Below are 18145 nucleotides of genomic sequence, written 5' to 3'. Positions count from 1 at the left end.
GAATCACAGTGATTACGGGAACAACCTCCACCGGGCTACTCATCCTGCGAGAACTGCATAATGTTGATCTGTGACGCTGGCAAGAGCCACTAGCTAGACGCTTGTGAACAGCAGCATCTGGCGCCTCGGTAGAGGATCCATTACGGACGGCCGCACCCTCTCCAATCCCGCCGCTGTGTGTCTCATAACCCAGGTGCCTCAAATTGCAAGGGTTTCGAAACAGGCGGTTAGATGGATAATCGCCGGAACTAACAACAGCCACGCCTGTCAGCCAGATGCAGATCGCTCTGAGGACTGCTCCGCCGCGGTAGGTGGGGGCGAGTTTGGCGTAACGGGTTGCCAGGGCTAGCCATCGTCAGTGAGCTTCGGCCACGCTATCGAAAAATCCATGCTACGGCTGCCCAGATCGCAGTTCCGGCGGCGGCTAGGCTTCCAACGCGAATCAGCAGGCGTTCATTCGTCGCGAACCAGCGAGAGAGGCGGTCGCGCCGTGTCAGCGTCGCGGTCTGCGGCAAAAAATTTTCGATCACCACACGCAGTTGCGGCAGTCCGTCGCGCTTATCAACCAAGCCGATTGGTTGGTGTACGCGGAGCTCATTATTGATGACATCGTCCTTAACAAATGCGCTGTATACGATGACAGGAACTTGCGCAGTCGATGGCTCTTGCCGCAATAAGGCCAAGCATCCAAGGCCGCCAGAGATGGCAGTCGCATTAGACTCGCGAGCAGCAAGCCATGGCAAACGGAGATCCAGCACAATTATCGCTGGAACGCGTTCTCCGTCGGAAACGCGCGTAAGCCGGTCAACTAGTTCGCTCTGCGTCGCGAGTTGCACCGGAGACAAGCGCACTCGACGGACGACGTCGGATACGTCGGCGCGTGACTTGGCGTTGTCGTCTACGATCCAAGCATCCGGCTGAGGCTGCCGACGGGCCTTCACGGCTGCCGACCGAACACTTCATTGCCAAATTTCGACAAAGCACCAAGGACGTCGTCCTCGTATACGTAGACATTGGCTGGCTTGGATGGGCTTATCCACGCATTTGTAGGCGCAGTTACGAGCACGGGCTTGTCTCCTAGTCCCCCTGAACGTACGAAGGTTGCTAAAGCTTCGTCGTTGCAATGACCAACGAGGATCGCTCGTGGTAGCCCACTTGCTGCCGCCTCGATCATCTCCCGGTCGCGCTGGAAATATCGAGTGGGTCCTAGAGTGCTCGCGAGATACCCTGACCGGTCTGCAATGGCCAGGTGTCCAACCGGGCCGTCCAGTACCCAAATTGTGTATGCGTCGGAGACCATAGCTCAATCCCTTCGAGATGCGCTTATGCCGGTGAGCGATGGCAAGCCGGTGCACCCACGGACTGACGTTGATCGAAACTGTACCAAGCAGGCGGATCTTCAGACGCTCCCTTCCAGTGCGCGACTAGTGGTCACAACCTTCCCAGCTAGTGATTGAGCCGCGGTCCTCCAAAGGAGGCGGCCTCCCCGTGCTTCTGTTCGCGTTCTCGAGGGAACCAGGTGTCTCGAAACCGCTGCGCCTCGAAACCCTAGAGTTGTGAGACGAGGGGCGTGCATTTGAGGCGCCTTCACCGTGGCGCAGCCTTACAGGTCGAGCGATTCAGTAAACCAGGGCAAGATTTATCGATTCGAGAAGGTTGTCCGTGATTTTCTCTACGTAAGGCGTTTCTTCAGCATCGTAAGCGTCGAGAGGGACCATTAAAGTCATTGACTTCTGACCGAACAGGACCTTGATCTTCACATAGTTGCCCGCAGCCTTGCCCATTTGCACCCTCGACCGTCGGGCAATGTTGAACTCTTCGGGCTTAAACACGGTGCAACCAGTGATCTCTGACATCTTCGCCAGTACGGGGCTCCCCTTTGATTTGTCTTCGACGGAGCAGTCGGAATACTCAAAGAAACCAAGATCGTCATTTAGCACGATGGCGTGACCATTCCAGGAGCTCTTATCTCCGATCATCATGCAGGGTAGGACGACCAGTCCGTCCAAACTCCCCATCGCAGCGTCGGCAAAGTAGCGTAGCGCCCCATAGATCGTCTCCTGCAAAGCGGCATCGACACCCAGATCATACTCGTCAACCTCATCCGAAAGACTCTTGCAGTTGGCGTCGTCGCTCTTGTTCTTGGCGTTGCCGCGGGCGGTAAGAGCTGAAATCAGAACGGAGACGACCTTCGAATAGGCTTCATCGAAGACTTCTACCTTGAACGTTGCTGCTTCTCCGCTCTTTGAGCGGATCTCGATCCGGGGGGAACCAGAGCCAAACCGCAGGCCCGGAACCCGGGGCAGGTTCTCCAGCAACTCCTTGCGGATCCCACCGACGGTGATCAGTTCAACGTCTTGGATCAGAACCATGAAGTCGTCCGCGCGAGGGGTGGATGACAGGCCAGTAATTGCGTTTATTCCCTGAAGGACAGCCACAACCTTGTGCCCGGCATATAAGACCGCTTTCGGTGACCGTGATGCCCCTAATTCCACCCGCCCCTCTACATGCCCTGACTCCTGAGACATCAACGGAACAGGGATGCGAAAATTGACAGCGTGACCGGAGCCAAAATATGACATCGGATCAGACTATAGATTGCTGCTCTTCCCACGCGACTATATGAAGTAAAGCCCAGGGCCAAGCGGAGAGTGCAGTTCAGAACACCCGACGTGTCGCGGCACTGCTCCTTGAGCTGTCGTGGATGGCTAGTGACTTGAGACGTACGGTTTCGAGACACTGACCTGATGGGGAATCTTCAGGCCCACAGCCTGGAACGGCCAGTGCTTGCCTATCTTCCTATTTGAGCAGCAGTTCCGCCAGCACACGGCCGGGCCACGGGATCGTTAGTAGTGCCAGTTCGCGAAGTACCTTACGGCTGCCGCTCTCTCCTTCGTCGATATCAGTGTTGATGAGAAGCCCTCGTAAACTCGGTACAGCAGTGCCTTCTACGAGGAACTCTGCCATCCATTCAGCTTTTTTAGGCAAGTGCCCAGGATTGAAGCCAATTTGAGCGTTTTCGGTTCCGATGGCCTGCATGGCCATCCCCGGGGAGGCCCCGACTGTGCTGGTTGTGTGGATCAGACCCATGAACGTGGCATCCAGTCCAACCCAGAGGGGCTGATTCTGATCGAAGTGATCTCGGGTGATGTCGTGAGGGCCTACATTCTTTAGCCGCAAGGTCACAAGCTGCGGGTCGTTCACCGGGATTCCTTTGTATGTGAAGCCAAGGCCTTCCCGGGGCCCTCCGGTAGGCATGAGGCTGGTGACGTTGTATGCCAGCAGTAATCTTCCCCTGCGGTTCCCCCAACGTCGTGCTGCCCAGATGCTGAAAAAAATTGCAGCAATAGCTAAGGCGCCGCCAATCACAATGCTCCAGAAGGCCAGCCACTCACTGCTCGTCCACTTGTCCATTGGACTATCTTGACCTAGCTCTAGGGCAGAAGACTCCACGCTGCCCGCCGTTAGGCGGTCGGTCAACGCACAGCTGGTCCAAATGATCGTCGCATGGCAAGGTCCTCCTGAGCCCGATTCCCCTAAACCTCGCCCGGTGAAGTGTCCGCGAGGTCGCCCTCTATACGCGACCTGCTGGTGTACGGTGCAGTCTCATAGGTCATTAGTGGTGTCCCACTTCTTCGTTGCCGCACATGTCCCACCTCCTTGAAACTGAGACACCCATCGCTGACACGTAAGACGTTGGGTGCCGCTGTGTCTAGTCAATGTCAGGGGGTCCTGAGACACTGGCTGTCAGGAACTCCTGACAGGAAAGGCTGGACCATGGGCTGGATTTCAAACGACAACGAACACGAGGGGTGGGCGGCCTGTGTCGCGCCTGATGGACGGTTATCGTCCTCGTCTTCAGGTGAAGGAAGGCTCGTCAAGGGTATCTCCGGGCGGTACAAGCGGGACAAGCTGATGACTGACTACGAAGTAGTTCCCGATGCAGAGATTATCGGCTGGCGTGGAGCGTGCGATTGCGGCTGGCAAGGCGAGATGTGGAAAAGAGTTGCTTCCCCGGCCGATGCTGACTTCAGCGAGCGTCGTGACTACGTTGCCCTAGAGGATTTCGCTGACGCCTCCCGAGAGGTTGAAGACGCCATCCACGACGAGTGGAAGGCCCACATCGCCCCGTCGGAAGCGATCCTGGGTGTTGCAGCAGCTGCGCGCGAGCACAGCCAGGCCGGCCAAAGGTTGGATAAGACCGTTGCCGCGGCTAAGGCGGCCGGGGCCTCCTGGGCGGATATCGGCCGTGCAGTGGGCACCAGCCGACAGTCTGCCCACGAACGTTGGGCCGACAAGCAGTGACCCTGGAACAACCGGCCCTACACGAAGATCTTCCCGCCCGGTCGGCGGCGGCTAACTGTCCCGCCATATATGCCGGTTTGTCCGTAATCTGAGCGTCCCAGAAGCATTTCATAACTAGAGGCGGCTACGCGGCTGCAGTTGCGACTTCTGGGACGTCGTTCCGGCTAAGGGCCCGGGTCAGTGATGAGATGCTGACGCTGAGGATCTGGGCTGTCTCCTTCAGAGTTTTTCCTTGGCTGCGCAGCTGCCGGGCGGCTTCTGTCTTTGACGGCGTCATCGTTCGAGGGCGGCCACCACGCCGCCCGCGTGCTTTCGCCGCCGCCAGGCCGGCCTTGGTCCGTTCAGACAGCCGGGACCGTTCGTACTCTGCAAGGGATGCGAACATGTCAAAGATCAGCTTGCCGTGTGCGCTCGTGGTATCCAACCATGGTTCTGCCAGGGAACGGAACCCTATCCCCCGCTGTCCCAACACCGTCACAATGTCAGCCAGGTCCGCGGTACTGCGGCCCAGCCTGGTCAGGTCAGCAACTGTCAGAACGTTGCCTGGCTGCAGGTAGTCCAAGCATTCCCTCCACCGCGTTCTCGCCTGGGTGGCGCCGGACGCGTACTCCTGAAACACTCGCACGGCCCCAGCAGCGACGAGTGCATCCACCTGGGAATCCAGGGACTGCCCCCGGGTGCTCACCCGCGCGTAACCAATTACGTTGCCAGACACGTCAAAAAGCCTCCACTTTAGGTTTTGACTAGGTTTCATTTCGAGAACCAGTTTTGACCAACGATATGAGTACTTTTTTCACATTTTTGAAGGCTGGCCGCGGGCCGGTCAGAAACGGCGTCGTTATTGAACTACCCATCTTCGCAAGGGCGAAGAGTTTTTAGACATGCCTCGCCGTGGCGCAGGCTCGCTTGTCTACCTCTGGTCCCCAGGCGCTCTTTGTGGGCTCCACCTGCCCCCACTATGGCACAACCCGCCTAGGTATCTGGGTTCGCCGGCTTCTGTCGTACCCCCGCATCATCCTGATCGAGCGGCTCCCAGTGGATGCCGCTGAAATTTCGGGTCACCGCTGGCGCCTGTCGTGCCGAACGGCCAGGCAGGCCCGCCGGGGGCTGAGCCACGGTTTCCGACATTTACTTCTTGACCATAAGTTCGACGGACTGGAGGCGCCCTCTTCGGGCAGATGTCCGGCCTTATAAGCCTTCCGTCCGGGACGACCCATCCAAATTCCAGCGGGTGTCTGCCACGAACCACAGCCGTTGGCCGTTCGAGCCACTTGGGCCGCTCCCCTGGCCATGGCGGGCCTCTGCACAAGCGCCCCCCAGTTAGCATTGGGCGCAACCCCGTAGGCTCAACGTTATTCCTCGTTGCGCCACAGGTGATGAGATCCGCTTTAGAATCAACAACAGTTCATGCCATAAGTCATGCCATACCTCCAATTGGAGAAACAAACAGAAGGCTTGTTGGAGGATAAGCAGGAAGCAGGGCCATACTATCTGTGCAAGGCAATGCGTGAGACTGGGCCATAGGCTCAATAGTCTGCTAAATGGGTGCACACGTAGGGTTAGCAATACCGATGCTAGCAAGTTAAAAGGCAGTGACAACTACCCGAACGGCAATGTGCTATGCAATGAGAGCTAATGCAGAAGATAGGCCAGTAGTTCTGGCAGGAGATGACATTGAAACATCAGCTAAAGCTCCCCTTTGATTTCATATGGCCCAACGCGCGTTGCGCCCAGCCGTGTCTACAACGCGACGTTTCATGAATCACCCTGCTCCATGCTCTGTTGTTCCTCTTATGCGTGTCACTGCCACCATTTCCGGAGAAGTGCACATAGCGTTGAGAGCAGGACAACATGCAAACCCACCAAGTAGGAGAGTCGCCGGCCGATGGCACGATCACTGCAAACCCCCGTACCCCCGAAACCCCAGGCAACGCGGGCCATTGACCGAGTTGTCTCCCTGGCGAACGGCAAAGGTGGAGTCGGCAAAACGACAACCGCAGCCAACGTTGGCGGATACGTGGCGCTGGCTGGCTCCCGTGTCCTGCTGATCGACCTTGACCCGCAGGGCGACCTGGCTCGCGACCTCGGATACGAGCGGCAGACAGGGAGGGAATTCTTCCAAGCCCTGATCGCTGGCACAACGCCGATGATCCTGCGCGACGTGCGGCAAAACCTTGACGTCATCCCGGGCGGCCAGGACCTCGAAGACATCCAAGGCCTCATGGTGTCCCGCTCCAGCCGCTCCGACGCCGGCGACTTCGGCGACATGCTCTACACCGTCTTGGCCCCGCTGGCAGACGATTACGACTTGATCCTGATCGACACCCCGCCGGGGGAGCGGATCCTTGTAGAAGGAGCCTTCGCAATCTCCAGCGCCGTCGTCATTCCTACCCGCTCCGATGATGCGAGCATCGACGGTGTCGAACGCATCGCACGCCGCTTTATGGCAGTACGTGACCGAAACCCCTCGCTACAGTTGGCGGGCATCGTCTTGTTCGGTGTCGGACCACGCTCCATGCGCCTGGAACGAAGCGTCCGAGACACCCTGGAAGAGATGCTTGGCACCGTCGCCCCCGTCTTCGGAACCCGCATCAGGAACCTGGAGAGCGCAAGCGCCGACGCCCGCCGAAAGGGCCTGCTCTTCCACGAACTTGAAGGTGCCGTCACCGACGCACAGAAGAACCGCCTGAAGGCGCTCCGGGCGGGGGAGAAGCCGGCGGACGGTTTCTTCTCACGCAATGCCGGGGGATTGGCTGAAGAATACGAGCAGCTGACCGGCGAGATCCTCGCACGACTGAACGAGATCGAAAGCGGGAACCAGGCATGAGCGGCCGGCAGAGCCTTGCCGGGGCATTCGCACCTGTAGCGCCTGCGCGCGGTGCAGCACTGCAAGGGTTGCTGGCTCCGAAGCGGGGGAAAGGCGTCCCTGCACCAGAAACCAAACCCGGGGAGTCCGTGGAGGCACCGGCCCGAGAACTTGTCCGGATGCCGCCAGCAGCAGCACCCGAGCCCGCTGATACGCAGGTACCTACTGAGCAGCAGCAGCCGGACAAGCCGCCCGCTGATCAAGCACCTGTTGAGGAAGCGCCCCTTGTGGCGGCAAGAGAGAGGGAGGAGCGCAAGCCTACATCCGTCAAGGCCCAAAAGGCCACCACGGGGCAGCAGCCTACTGCCAAGAAGCCAGCTAACGCGGCCAAGGCCTCCGAGCTGGTTCCGGGGGCGCTGCGCAATGTCGGGGTGTACCTGCCGCCGGCGCTCCTGGCCCAAGTCAAGGATGCTGTCTATCAAGAGCGGACCACTTACGCCGACCTGTTGATTGACGCCTTCGAAGCCGTCGATGACAAGCAGATCACCGAGGAGTTCACCCCCAAGACCACGCTCACCAGCTCCGGCATGCCCCGCCGCGCACCGCGGAAGCGGGGGGAGGCCGGCATTCAGATCCAGCTGCGTCTCGACGGGCTGCAGGTTGCCTGGCTGGATGAAAAGGTCACCGAGTTCGACGCACCATCACGCAGCGCGCTCGTCTCGACCGTCTTCAAGCTTCATATCCAAGCGGGACAAACTCCGGAAGAGTGATGTTGGCCTCCTGCAACAGGCATGGCTCGTCTTCCCATTGCATTTATGGCATTAGTTATGGCACGAAAACGGAGAGTGTCAAAGTTACACCGGGGGAATGGATGCGGCGGTCGGCTTCAACAAGACCTGTCATGTGCGCAGGCCGGGGGAGCGGCTCACATCTGGCAGGCCGTTGGCGTTGACCCTCATCCGGTTCTGTTAAAGGCCACGTGAGACAGTGACCATTCATGGGGTGGCCCCTCGAACATCTCCCACGGATAGTCCTCGTCGGGGGAGAGCAACTCAGGTACCGTGTTCACGTTCTTGGCCAGCCATTCCCGCCAAATGATCCTGTCATGGCGGTACCGCTGTAACTGGAGGGCCACCGCTTCAAGGACCCCGAACTGTTCAGCAAGTTGTCTCAGTGAAGTTCCGGCCACGATTGACCAGGCCCGCCTGGAATTGCGGACAACCAGGTTCCAGGCGGCAAGGACTTCCAGGGCCTCATGGACGGCGGACCGGGACAGTCGAGTGACCCGCACGATCTCGGCGGTCGGCATGGCGGGGGAGTGCTCCAGCGCTTCGTAGACGAACGCGGCCGGCAAACCCAGCTCCCGGAATACCGGCCGCAACGCGTGGATCTTCCCTTTCTGCCAGGTGAGGTCCTCGGCGGCTGTCTTCACGTCTTCGGGGACGGTGAGCATGTACAGATCACCCTTGGTTCCTCTACCCTCTTCAACGAGGGTGACCAAGGGGTCCTTCTCGGCACGCAGCTCCCTCAAATGCAGCCCAACGGTGGTGTGGTCCAAGCCGGTAGCCACGGCAATGGACCGAACGCCAAATTCGATGAACCGGGATGAGGTCATGTGGGCTGCCTCCCCCAAGGCCCTGAGCACCATCCGTCGCGCCATCCCCATCCTGGATTCCTGGTAATTCACCTCCCTGATGCGCAGCGCGTTTCGCCAGATCCGAATGAACCGATGCTCTGCATCGGGATCCGAAATTGGATTAATCCCTCTAACCTGCCCCGCCTGTGTAAGTGGCTGGCTTGTGGGGGATTTGCGGACATTGTCATTCCGGACGGTCTTGGTGGGCTTTTTGCTCAAGTACCTGAGCGCGCTCATCCAGTCACGGCGCAGCGATGGGAGGCGGTGACGGGCTGCATAGCGGGCGTAGAAGGAGGCCAGCCCAGGCCACGTTCCCTGCAGCATCCGGCGCTCCACATCCACCAGTTCGAGGCCGGCGGCTGCGGCACTGACGATGACCGCCTGGCGGGCATCCGAGTCTGAGGCGTACCGGTTGGTGTCGTACATTCCGGTCTGGGCCAGCACCTGCATGGCCCGGGACATGCGCCCCACAGGCTGGTCGATGGCAGGAGCGCCTGAGGTCGCCGGGGTGAAGGTCTCTTCCAGGCGGAGCGCCCGGACGGCTTTGATCTCGGCGGCCAGGTCGTTGGTCATGGCTGCCCAAATCGCGGCACTGTTAGGCCGGCGGGCGATGTCGTATGCCATGGACAGGCTCATCGCCAGTTCTTGGTGGCCGCCGCGCTTGTGCGGTGAGCCGGGGGTTCGCATGCAGCCGTGGAGCAGGTTTTGGTGTGGGGTTTTGTCCAGGGTCCGGTACCGGGTGCCCAGCGCCTCGACAAGATCACGCGCTTCAGAGAACGTGACCCGCTGCGCCAGTGGGACGTAGACGTGGCGGCCGCCGTTGGGGGAGTAGTCCTCAATCCAGCGGGCCCCGACTGAGTGCAGCCAGGTCTGGACGGCGCGAACGTCGGCCTGGACCCAGTCCGTACCTGCCACGGAGGAGTCGAAGTCGAGGAAGATCGCCGCGCAGGTGCCGTCCTTGCCAAAAATCCGCACTGCAGCGGGCAGCGAAGGCAATGATTCGGTGAGATTCCGCTCGTGTTTTTGGGGGTACGTTTTGCCCGCGTCACGGGACAGTCGAACGCGGGGTTGGCCGGCAAGCAGGGGTGCTAGCGCCGCCCAAACGGTGGCTGGGTCGTCTGGTTGCTTTGACACGCCAGAAATTGGGCGTGCTGGAAGCACGGAGACGTGCTGATGTACGATGTGGGTAATCCTTTCGGGGATTGAGGTATGAAAAAGGGCCGATCCTGCCAGATCGGTTTCATAGCAACACAAAGGATGGCCTTGGTTGGCCCTCCACGACTTACAATCTGATCCGCCGGCAAGCAATCCAGAGGGTAAGTCTCAAGCTTCGAAGGCCCGCCTTGTGCGGGCCTTCTCTTTTGTCATGAGGCGATGCGGATGGGCAGCTCCTGCTGGTAGTCGTCGCGGTCTAGTGCGGCCAGGTCTTCTTGCAGCTTTGGTTCCACAACGGACAGAAGGTATTCAGTAACGGTCAGGCCCTTGTGAGCTGCTACTTTGGCGATACCGTCAGCAGTGGGTTCCGGTGAGCGGAACCCAATGAACTTACGCAGGCCTTTGCTGGGGCGACCGCCGCCTCGATTTACTGCTACTGCCGTCATGTGCTGTGTCCTTTGAATTTTGTTCCCGCAGTCACGGTTACAGCTTCATCGTTGTTAGCCCGCCGCTGAACTGGACGTCCCTTGCGACTGCTCCGAAACTATCACCGGCCCAGCAGCCCTCCGGGGATTTGTTTTCAGAAAACGGGAGCGTGTCGTCTTTGTGACGTGTCGCATTTTGGCGTCCTACGACTCTTCGATACGCCATGCCCCCCTGCTGCATCCCATCAAGCTTGTTGGGACGTCCTTCCGCGCGGTCTATCAGCGCGCCGACATACTCACCGAAGGACATGTTGTACCGCTGCGCCGCCTTCCAAGCGGTGTGGTGCTGATAGGGAAGCACGAGGCAGTTCAGTGGCGCCTTCTTGCCGATCAGCTTGGGTGGACGGTATTCCTCCAAGTCATCACGCTCACTTCGGTTTCAAGGGAACCTATAGATGTACAGGTTCTGCCGCGGCGGTACCCGTTGCTCGTTCAGAAAGAATCAAGCAAGCGACAGACTACATACATGCTCCGCACATGTACAACCCAGTGCCTGTACCCTCCGGTAGGCATCGGGTAGCATTTGGGTCAGCTACCCGCCTGCTCTGTATGGCGGTCTATACCAGTAGCTGAGCTTGGCTAAGGAGCTATAGAGATGGCAAATGGGGGCCGCAGCGTGTTTCTCACGCAGCAACAGAAGAAGGAGCGGCTGGCGGATCGCATGGGGATCCTGGTGGATATCTGGGAGTCCGATAACAACACTGCGCTCACGTACCCTCATGTCGAAGAAGCACTTTCTGCCCACGGAATTCACCTGTCGCGGACGCGGTGGTCCTACTTGATCAATGGCACTGGCAGCCTGGTCACAGATCAAGAACTGCTGAAGGGCATAGCTGAGTACGTTTTTGCCGTACCTGCTAGCTATCTGTGTGATCTGAATAGTGAGACTCCTCCTGAAGTGGAAGCGCGCATGGAGTTCCTTGTGCAGATGCGGAAGCTCAAGGTTAAGAACTTTGCAGCGAGAAATCTGGGGGCCACCTCGCCAGAAACGCTGAGGACGATCACCAGGATTATCGATGCGTCGATGAACGGCGAAGAGGGAGACTGAATGGTTCTCCCGCCGGTCGCAGAAAAGGTCCGGGAGTTATGCGGAGATGGCACGACGTCGATGAGGGAAGTTGTCGACCGCTTAACCGTGATCTGTGAGAAGCCGATCAATCTGATCGAGTACAAGGAGTCTTGGGGTGCGTTGACGGCCTTCAAAGCCGAATTTGAAGATCGCATTAACGTCTATTTCCCACCGCAGAAGTCGCGGCAGTACAAACTCCACTGCATCTATCACGAGCTCGGGCACATCTATTTGGAGAGCTTTCGGATTCCCTTGGCTCTGCCGGATCTCTCGGAAGAGATGTTGAGGGAAACCGCGGACGCAATTAGTGTCACCTGCCGGTCCGTGCCGAATCATCCTGTCGAACGGTGGGTGGAGGATTTTGCTTTCGAGATGTCGAAGAAGACCCGGGCGCGAAGCTCGTCCGATCCTGATCCTTTTCTCTGCTAGACCATGAAACTGTTGCTCTTTGCGCTGCTGAGTGCCCTATGCCTCCTTCGGATCCCCTCGGTAGTCAAGGTGGCGGAATCCCGGGTGTCGTGGCTGGCATCGACGTTCGGCCTTACGGCGCTCTATGTCTTGGGAACGGTTACACCACTAGTGGTTATCGATAGCTACCTCGGTGGCGTCAACGTGACGAACCTGCTTCAAGCCATCTTCGCGCTGCTGGCGATCTTCTTCTTCAACGACAGCGTGCGGCGGTTAGCGAACGTATCAGTCAGATGGACTTACTACACTCCGTTGCTGAGCATTCCCATCATGATTGTCAGCTTCGCCCTGATTGAGGACAAAGGTCCAACGGCTGCGGACTTCATTGATTCCCGCATGGACCAGCTCGCAACGGCCGCGTACAGCGGCACATACATGCTCGCGCTGTTGTTCACCGTACTCAGGATCATCTACATGCTTCGGCACAAGACGAGGGGCCTGTACGCGACATTCTCAGCAGGTCTGACCGTGGTTGCGGCGGCCTGCTCGTGCCACCTTGCGTACGTAGTGCTGTTCCACTTCTCGCCTTGGGACGCCTTCGCTCAAGCGATCGGATCTTGGTTTGACCGCCTTTTCTATGCAGGCCTCTCGGTGACGGCCGCGGGCTGGCTGATTCTTTTCCTGTCGAAGCAGCTCCCGAAGCTGCGTCTCTGGATGATCGACGCCCTCTGGCTTACTGCCTTGAGGATCCGGGTGAACGCGGATCAATCCCGGGTCAGTCCGGCGTGGGACCTTTTCAATGAAACGCTCGAAAATGGGGTCTACAAGAGCCTTATTGTTCTGCACAACTACCAGCGGGGGAACTTAACGACGTTCCCCGAGTCTATTCAGGGCAGAATCAGCCAAATTGAAGCCAAGCTAGACGCGCAGGTCTAGCCTTGCTCAATCAAGATCGTCTTGCTGACCCACCTCGTCAATTCGTTGGTGAACGTGCGAGGCGAGGCATTCCACTCCTGGGTATGGTGCGCCTCAGGTAAGGGAATCAGGGTGACGGTTTCAGGATTCGCGCGTTGGAACGCCGCCGAGATCTCCCAGGGAACCTCTTGATCTGTGCTGGAGTGCAAGACCAGTGTCGGGACTGCCACACGGTTAGGTACGTCGACCCATTCAAGGGCATTGAAGTCGATGGGTTCCTCCAGACCGAGCATTTTCGCGAATGGGGGAGCCTGCAGCAGGCACATGACAAGGCCGGCCCCTACCGCCGGCACGCCTGCCCGCGCCGCCCCTGCTGTGATGGTCTTACGCCAGCTCGTGACAGGCCCTACCAAGACAATCCCGACAATACGGTCCCGGTGGGCGCTCCGCTCCGCTGTGAGCAGGGCAATGGTCCCACCCATTGACCAGCCCGAGAGGATGATTCGCCTGGCTCCATGAGCCACGGCGTAGGCCACAGCGCTTTCCACGTCACGCCATTCAGTTTGCCCAAGGTGGCTCGACTCAGCCTGTGGTGGGCTGACCTCCAGGTCGCTGCGGAAAGAGGGAACCAAGGAAGTGAACCCCAAGGGACTGAAAGCGTGGACGTCTCGAAACATGATCGAGCGGTCGGTCCAGCTCCCATGGATATGGATCACCCATGTGTCCGTGTCTTTGCCTTCGAACAACCATGCAGGCGCCGCACCGTAGGCGGTGGGGATGTCCACCTCTTCAAACCTTCCGCCGACCGCAGACGGCTCGAAGAAAACATCGGGTGTCCAATCGACCAACGGCCCCAGGCATCCCGGCCCGGAGCCCGGCGGATGGATCTGCCGCTCCACGTACTTTTGATCCTCATCGATCAGCATGACCTCGCCGACTCTCGTGTAGCTCTCGGCGACGGGGTCGAACACGCCAAAGTCACCCGGGGCTTTGGTGTAGTCGTCTAAATCGATACGGACGCCGCGGCGATCATCTGTCAGCTCGGCCCGACGGTAGTCCTTTGGTCCCCGCTTAACGATCTTGCGGGCCATCAGAACCGCGAATCCAGATAGTGCAGCCGTCGGCACAAGGAACGCCAGGCAGGCCAGGCCGCGGCGTGTCGTCAGCATTAGGTCTCACCCTCCAGCGCGGATCCAGGAAGAGCAACGAAGCCAAATCATAGTAACGTCCTTTCTGCGCATGATATATGAACAATTCATGTCAACTACAAGCGTTGCACATGTTCACTACACGCGTGTATCGTTTCGATGGAGCCAGCCGACGCCTGAGGCTCGAAGGGGGATTCACATGCAGCGGAAGTCACTTGGGCTCGTGGCGCTGATCGTGATTCAAGGCCTCTTGTTCGCGCTGGTCTTCTCCACACTCTTACTCCTGGCTCCAGCGAAGCCCGCCGCTGCCGACTGCGCCCCGACCGTCTCAGTGGCCATCACCCGCGACACCAAAGTAGATGGCTATTCCCAGGAGCAGTTGAAGAACGCCGCCGCGATCATGGGTGCCGGCAAGGCGCTGAATCTGTCAGTGAAGGGCCAAATGATCAGCGTCATGGTCTCCTTGGGGGAATCAGGGCTGCGTGTTTTGGATTACGGCGACGGACCGGGCCCTGACTCCCGTGGGCTGTTCCAGCAGCGCGACAACGGGGCGTGGGGCTCCTATGCCGACCGCATGGACCCGGCAGTCAGCGCCACGAACTTCATCAAGGCCCTGCAGGAGGTCGAGGGTTGGGAATTGCTGGAGCCGACCATCGCCGGCAACAAGGTTCAGCGCAACGCCGACCCTTACCACTATCAGAAGTACTGGCCCGAGGCCGTGAAGCTCGTCCAGGCGCTCTCGGACGGGAAGTTCTCGCTCGAGGGCAGCGACTGCGCCATTCCGGGGAAATCCGGTGCCGGGGATGACTACCCGTGGAAAGACTCTCCGACCTGGCTGCAGGTTGGTGCAGGCCCAGCCGCCGCATCCCCGCTGGGCATGTTCAACCGCGAATGTGTGGACTTTGCCCTCTGGCGGGTCAACCAGCAGATGGGTTCCACCAGCGTCCCGTTCAAATTCCTCAACGGCACCTTCCGCCCTGACGGGCAAAGCCTTGGCTCGGCCCTGACGTGGAAGGCCGGCTGGGACGCCAAAGGCTGGCCTACCGGTTCCATTCCTCGTGTCGGCGCCGTGGTCTGGTACGCACCAGGTGCCGGGGGAGCGGACCCCACCTTCGGCCACGTCGCCGTGGTCAAAGAAGTCAAAGACGACGGGACCTACGTCGAAGAGGGCTACAACGGCAACCCGCCCCCGGACGACCACAACTACTACACCCGGACCGTAAGCAGCGATGTCCCCTCCGCCTTCCTGTACTTGCCCACCCAAGAGGAGAAGTAATGAAGAAGCCCCTGGCCCTCACCGCAGTAACCCTGCTCTGCGCCGGGTGTGCACCGGGACCGGCAGCGAACACCACGCCTGCGCCTGCTGAAACCGCGACTGTCACGCCTTCCGCGCCGGTTTCGTTGAGCGTCAGCAGCGGCCCGCAGGCACCCGGCGGCACGGTGCCGGCCACGATCGGCATTACCTGGGATAAGGCCAGCAAGGACGCGGCCGTAGACGCTGCGGAGAAGGCCATGGCCGACTTTGCCCGCCCTGGAGTGGAGGAAAAGCAGTGGGCCAACGATCTTGCCCGCTGGCTGACGCCACAAGCCGCTGCCGATTACTCGGCTGTGGACCCGGCCATTATTCCCGCCAGCCGCGTCACCGGTCCGGCCGCTCTGAGCGTTGATGAGGCCAACGGTTACGGGGTGATGGCAGCAGTGCCCACCGACGCCGGAACCTACACGCTGCAGCTGCTCCGCACGGGCAAGGAAGCCCCGTGGAAGGTCAATCGCTTCACTCCACCCTCGTCCTAAGCGCCGGAACTCCCCAACTCACACACGTAAAGGAAGAAAGCCCATGAGCATCACATCAACCGAGGTCCTGGCCTTTCCAAACATCAGGGCCATCGTCCGTGACAACGGAACCGCTGAGGTCGTCGTTGCCGGTAACTCCCGCATAGTCCCCGCAGGGGAGTCCCTGCAGGATCTTCGCAACAATGCCCTTGCCCTGGTTATGGGCGAGGCCCAGACGTTGAACCGTCCGGTCAGGGTCCAGATCGAGGATCCCGAAGGACACGGTGAACTGATCGTGCACCCGGACAACAAGATCGAATCCGTCTCCTACGAGGCACGTCCCGCCCGACGCCGGGCCGAAGCACCGGAACCCACGCCCGAGACGCCAGCTCCCACAGTCATTGATACCGCGGCTCCCGGACCTGAGCCTGTGGCCGCTCCGGCAGAACCCACTGCCGCCGTCGCCGCGGTGGACCGCCAGCCGTGGCCGCCGAATCCCGTCGCGTCAGAGACGACGCCAGCGCCGGCAGTTGCCACGGACGGAGCACCGACGACCCGCCGGAGCTTGAAGGAAACCTCGTTCCTGGTCAGTGCCCCGGTCCTGGAACCGGCCACACAGGGCTGGCGGGGTGCGCTCACGCGCCTTGGCTTTCGGATGGACCCGTCCGCTGAAGAACTCTCCGAGCGGGAGGATATCCGCACGGTCAGCCAGCACTGGCCCGGTCCCCGGACCATTGCCGTGGTCAACCGCAAAGGCGGGGCGAACAAGACCCCCACGGTCGTCATGCTCTCGGCCATCCTCGCCCGCTACAGCGGTGCCGCGACCGTCGCCTGGGACAACAACGAATCCCAGGGCACGCTGGGGTGGCGGACGGAAAAGGGCGCCCATGACCGGAGCGTTCTGGACCTGATCGATTCCTCCACCGAACTGCTTTCCCCGTCAACGAACGCTGCTGAGATTGCCAAGTTCGTTCACCACCAGACCGCAGACAAGTTCGACGTGCTGCGCTCGGACGAGAACGAAGAAGGCGACCACGAAGTCACCGCCGAGGAAGTGGACATCGCCCACCAGGTCCTCACCCGCTACTACCGGCTGGTGGTCATGGACTCGGGCAACACCGCCCGGGCAGCGAACTGGCGACGCATGATCGACCACACCAACCAGCTCGTCGTGCCGGTCACGGCCATCGAAGACCGCGCCGAAGCGGCCCGGCTGACGCTGCAGACCCTCGAATCCCGCGGGGGCCACGACGCCGAGCTCGCCCGCAACGCCGTCGTGATCGTCTCCGAATCCACCGATGCCAAGCGCAGCATGACCGGGGATGCCTTGAAGCGGGCCAAAGCCGAGGCCCAACGGATCGCGGACGGCTTTGAGCCATTCGTCCGAGCCGTCGTCAGGATTCCCTACGACCCGGCCCTGGTCAACGGCCCCATCCGCTATGAAGCACTCCAGCCCGCCACCCAGCGGGCATGGCTGGCCGCCGCAGCCGCCGTCGCCAAGGGCTTCTAAGCCACCCACCAACGGACGCAGAAAGGAGGACGAAAGATGCAACAGTCGCTGAACCCGTGGATTACCGGCCCCACCGTCGACAACGCCGAAGAGGAAACACCCGACACATACGTGCCGCCGACGGCAGTCATTAGTGCGCCCCTGAAGGGCATGGTTGAACCGGACGCAGCAGACCGGCTAGCCGGCCGCACCATGACAGGTTCTGCAGCACTGTGGGTTGTCGGCACTCACGGGGGAGCCGGTGAAAGCAGAATCTCTGACCTCCTCGAGGGAGCACGCCCCACCGATCACTGCTGGCCCGTCCTCCAGGACGGCAGTAAGCCACGGGTGGTGCTGGTCTGCCGTGCAGACATGCGCGGTCTGACAACTGCCAGGAGCGCACTGACCCAATGGGCGTCAGGAGCCGCCCCGGAGATAGAACTGCTTGGCCTCACCATCCTGGCAGACGCACCGGGGAAGACCCCCAAACCACTCCGGGACCTCGCCACCATCGTCGGCGGGGGAGCCCCACGTCTCTGGACTCTGCCCTGGGTAGAAGCCTGGCGACACGGAGACACCACGATGCCGCCACCGGCCCGCGAATACCAACGCTTCATCACCGACATGGCGGTCCTGGCCGCCGACACATCAAACACCACCCCCTGAAAGGTCGCACCATGAACTCCCTCTCCGCACTTGCATCCAGCGTCATCCCCAACCCCACACCGACCATCCCGGAACAGGCCGACGGGCTGCTGACGATCCTGAACTGGGCATCGGGTATCGGCCTGGTCCTCGGCGTCCTGGGCGTCATCATCGTCGGCATCAAGCTGGTCATCTCACTCCAGCGCGGCGAGGGCGGCCAGACCCTCGCCAGTCTCGGCTGGGTCCTGATGGGCTGCATCATCATCACGGGCTCTTCCGGAATCGTCCGATCCTTCGTCTAAGCCAGCACC

The 18145-nt window shown here is 60.3% G+C and carries 19 protein-coding genes; 11 read left to right on the top strand and 8 right to left on the bottom strand.

Features of this window, described 5'->3' with window-relative positions; genetic code table 11:
- Positions 1–374: 374 nt before the first annotated feature.
- The 3 genes from ACIP9X_RS14650 to ACIP9X_RS14640 form a co-directional block, all read right to left on the bottom strand.
- Positions 375–569, bottom strand: a complete 195-nt coding sequence (locus tag ACIP9X_RS14650; protein ID WP_400480473.1) for a hypothetical protein — start codon at positions 567–569, stop codon at positions 375–377.
- Between the two features lie 1050 nt (positions 570–1619).
- A complete protein-coding gene (locus tag ACIP9X_RS14645) occupies positions 1620–2582 on the bottom strand; it encodes a hypothetical protein (RefSeq protein WP_400480472.1) in 963 nt (320 codons plus the stop codon).
- A gap of 217 nt (positions 2583–2799) precedes the next feature.
- A complete protein-coding gene (locus ACIP9X_RS14640) occupies positions 2800–3414 on the bottom strand; it encodes a hypothetical protein (RefSeq protein ID WP_400480471.1) in 615 nt (204 codons plus the stop codon).
- A 363-nt stretch (positions 3415–3777) separates the two neighbouring features.
- Here ACIP9X_RS14640 and ACIP9X_RS14635 point away from each other — a divergent pair, with 363 nt between their 5' ends.
- The gene (locus tag ACIP9X_RS14635) at positions 3778–4305 is read left to right on the top strand and encodes a hypothetical protein (protein ID WP_400480470.1); all 528 of its coding nucleotides are present in this window, start codon (positions 3778–3780) and stop codon (positions 4303–4305) included.
- A 124-nt stretch (positions 4306–4429) separates the two neighbouring features.
- Here ACIP9X_RS14635 and ACIP9X_RS14630 read toward each other — a convergent pair whose 3' ends face one another.
- Positions 4430–5020: a recombinase family protein gene (locus tag ACIP9X_RS14630; RefSeq protein ID WP_400480469.1), complete on the bottom strand. Its 591-nt coding sequence runs from the start codon at positions 5018–5020 to the stop codon at positions 4430–4432.
- A 1170-nt stretch (positions 5021–6190) separates the two neighbouring features.
- Here ACIP9X_RS14630 and ACIP9X_RS14625 point away from each other — a divergent pair.
- Both ACIP9X_RS14625 and ACIP9X_RS14620 read left to right on the top strand, forming a co-directional pair.
- Positions 6191–7132, top strand: coding sequence for a ParA family protein (locus ACIP9X_RS14625; protein ID WP_400480468.1), 942 nt, complete (start codon positions 6191–6193; stop codon positions 7130–7132).
- A gap of 158 nt (positions 7133–7290) precedes the next feature.
- Entirely contained in the window at positions 7291–7881 is a 591-nt protein-coding gene (locus ACIP9X_RS14620) for a hypothetical protein (protein ID WP_400480467.1), read from the top strand.
- Positions 7882–8066: 185 nt separating this feature from the next.
- Here the strand turns inward: ACIP9X_RS14620 and ACIP9X_RS14615 are convergent, their stop codons facing one another.
- The 3 genes from ACIP9X_RS14615 to ACIP9X_RS14605 all read right to left on the bottom strand — a co-directional run bounded on the left by ACIP9X_RS14615 (position 8067) and on the right by ACIP9X_RS14605 (position 10745).
- Positions 8067–9908, bottom strand: coding sequence for a MarR family transcriptional regulator (locus ACIP9X_RS14615; RefSeq protein ID WP_400480466.1), 1842 nt, complete (start codon positions 9906–9908; stop codon positions 8067–8069).
- Between the two features lie 203 nt (positions 9909–10111).
- A complete protein-coding gene (locus ACIP9X_RS14610) occupies positions 10112–10348 on the bottom strand; it encodes a hypothetical protein (protein ID WP_400480465.1) in 237 nt (78 codons plus the stop codon).
- 37 nt (positions 10349–10385) lie between these two features.
- Positions 10386–10745, bottom strand: coding sequence for a hypothetical protein (locus ACIP9X_RS14605; protein ID WP_400480464.1), 360 nt, complete (start codon positions 10743–10745; stop codon positions 10386–10388).
- 237 nt (positions 10746–10982) lie between these two features.
- Between ACIP9X_RS14605 and ACIP9X_RS14600 the strand changes: the two genes are divergently transcribed.
- The 3 genes from ACIP9X_RS14600 to ACIP9X_RS14590 are packed head-to-tail and all read left to right on the top strand — an operon-like array spanning position 10983 to position 12800.
- Positions 10983–11435, top strand: a complete 453-nt coding sequence (locus ACIP9X_RS14600) for a hypothetical protein (RefSeq protein WP_400480463.1) — start codon at positions 10983–10985, stop codon at positions 11433–11435.
- Positions 11436–11885, top strand: a complete 450-nt coding sequence (locus ACIP9X_RS14595) for a hypothetical protein (protein ID WP_400480462.1) — start codon at positions 11436–11438, stop codon at positions 11883–11885. It begins immediately after the preceding gene.
- A gap of 3 nt (positions 11886–11888) precedes the next feature.
- Positions 11889–12800 carry a hypothetical protein gene (locus tag ACIP9X_RS14590; protein ID WP_400480461.1) on the top strand — a complete coding sequence of 304 codons (912 nt, stop codon included), beginning with the start codon at positions 11889–11891 and terminating at the stop codon, positions 12798–12800.
- On the opposite strand, the gene ACIP9X_RS14585 is transcribed toward ACIP9X_RS14590, so the two are convergent.
- On the bottom strand, positions 12797–13948 hold the full coding sequence (locus ACIP9X_RS14585; RefSeq protein WP_400480460.1) for an alpha/beta hydrolase family protein: 1152 nt from the start codon (positions 13946–13948) through the stop codon (positions 12797–12799). The genes ACIP9X_RS14590 and ACIP9X_RS14585 overlap by 4 nt on opposite strands.
- 178 nt (positions 13949–14126) lie before the next feature.
- Here ACIP9X_RS14585 and ACIP9X_RS14580 point away from each other — a divergent pair, with 178 nt between their 5' ends.
- Genes ACIP9X_RS14580 through ACIP9X_RS14560 form a run of 5 tightly spaced genes read left to right on the top strand, consistent with a single transcriptional unit; the run spans position 14127 to position 18136 of the window.
- Positions 14127–15203 carry a CHAP domain-containing protein gene (locus ACIP9X_RS14580; RefSeq protein ID WP_400480459.1) on the top strand — a complete coding sequence of 359 codons (1077 nt, stop codon included), beginning with the start codon at positions 14127–14129 and terminating at the stop codon, positions 15201–15203.
- Positions 15203–15721 (top strand): hypothetical protein, encoded by a 519-nt coding sequence (locus ACIP9X_RS14575; protein ID WP_400480458.1) that lies wholly within the window; start codon positions 15203–15205, stop codon positions 15719–15721. The genes ACIP9X_RS14580 and ACIP9X_RS14575 overlap by 1 nt, the downstream gene beginning before the upstream one ends.
- Before the next feature lie 43 nt (positions 15722–15764).
- Complete coding sequence (locus ACIP9X_RS14570; RefSeq protein WP_400480457.1) at positions 15765–17210, top strand: chromosome partitioning protein ParA; 1446 nt, start codon at positions 15765–15767, stop codon at positions 17208–17210.
- Between the two features lie 36 nt (positions 17211–17246).
- Positions 17247–17855: a DUF6668 family protein gene (locus tag ACIP9X_RS14565; protein WP_400480456.1), complete on the top strand. Its 609-nt coding sequence runs from the start codon at positions 17247–17249 to the stop codon at positions 17853–17855.
- A gap of 11 nt (positions 17856–17866) precedes the next feature.
- Complete coding sequence (locus tag ACIP9X_RS14560) at positions 17867–18136, top strand: hypothetical protein (RefSeq protein WP_400480455.1); 270 nt, start codon at positions 17867–17869, stop codon at positions 18134–18136.
- The last annotated feature ends 9 nt before the right edge of the window (positions 18137–18145 follow it).

This window comes from Arthrobacter sp. NPDC093125 (assembly GCF_044754225.1).
Classification (GTDB): domain Bacteria; phylum Actinomycetota; class Actinomycetes; order Actinomycetales; family Micrococcaceae; genus Arthrobacter.
The sequence above is the reverse complement of the archived record's forward strand: the minus strand, read 5'-3'. Positions and strand labels throughout refer to the sequence as shown.

What these genes read in the sequence shown, in the direction of transcription:
- ACIP9X_RS14645 (WP_400480472.1), bottom strand. Translation starts at nt 2,582, where the DNA reads ATGTCATATTTTGGCTCCGGTCACGCTGTCAATTTTCGCATCCCTGTT.
- ACIP9X_RS14640 (WP_400480471.1), bottom strand. Translation starts at nt 3,414, where the DNA reads ATGGACAAGTGGACGAGCAGTGAGTGGCTGGCCTTCTGGAGCATTGTG.
- ACIP9X_RS14635 (WP_400480470.1), top strand. Translation starts at nt 3,778, where the DNA reads ATGGGCTGGATTTCAAACGACAACGAACACGAGGGGTGGGCGGCCTGT.
- ACIP9X_RS14625 (WP_400480468.1), top strand. Translation starts at nt 6,191, where the DNA reads ATGGCACGATCACTGCAAACCCCCGTACCCCCGAAACCCCAGGCAACG.
- ACIP9X_RS14620 (WP_400480467.1), top strand. Translation starts at nt 7,291, where the DNA reads ATGCCGCCAGCAGCAGCACCCGAGCCCGCTGATACGCAGGTACCTACT.
- ACIP9X_RS14610 (WP_400480465.1), bottom strand. Translation starts at nt 10,348, where the DNA reads ATGACGGCAGTAGCAGTAAATCGAGGCGGCGGTCGCCCCAGCAAAGGC.
- ACIP9X_RS14600 (WP_400480463.1), top strand. Translation starts at nt 10,983, where the DNA reads ATGGCAAATGGGGGCCGCAGCGTGTTTCTCACGCAGCAACAGAAGAAG.
- ACIP9X_RS14595 (WP_400480462.1), top strand. Translation starts at nt 11,436, where the DNA reads ATGGTTCTCCCGCCGGTCGCAGAAAAGGTCCGGGAGTTATGCGGAGAT.
- ACIP9X_RS14590 (WP_400480461.1), top strand. Translation starts at nt 11,889, where the DNA reads ATGAAACTGTTGCTCTTTGCGCTGCTGAGTGCCCTATGCCTCCTTCGG.
- ACIP9X_RS14585 (WP_400480460.1), bottom strand. Translation starts at nt 13,948, where the DNA reads ATGCTGACGACACGCCGCGGCCTGGCCTGCCTGGCGTTCCTTGTGCCG.
- ACIP9X_RS14580 (WP_400480459.1), top strand. Translation starts at nt 14,127, where the DNA reads ATGCAGCGGAAGTCACTTGGGCTCGTGGCGCTGATCGTGATTCAAGGC.
- ACIP9X_RS14575 (WP_400480458.1), top strand. Translation starts at nt 15,203, where the DNA reads ATGAAGAAGCCCCTGGCCCTCACCGCAGTAACCCTGCTCTGCGCCGGG.
- ACIP9X_RS14570 (WP_400480457.1), top strand. Translation starts at nt 15,765, where the DNA reads ATGAGCATCACATCAACCGAGGTCCTGGCCTTTCCAAACATCAGGGCC.
- ACIP9X_RS14565 (WP_400480456.1), top strand. Translation starts at nt 17,247, where the DNA reads ATGCAACAGTCGCTGAACCCGTGGATTACCGGCCCCACCGTCGACAAC.
- ACIP9X_RS14560 (WP_400480455.1), top strand. Translation starts at nt 17,867, where the DNA reads ATGAACTCCCTCTCCGCACTTGCATCCAGCGTCATCCCCAACCCCACA.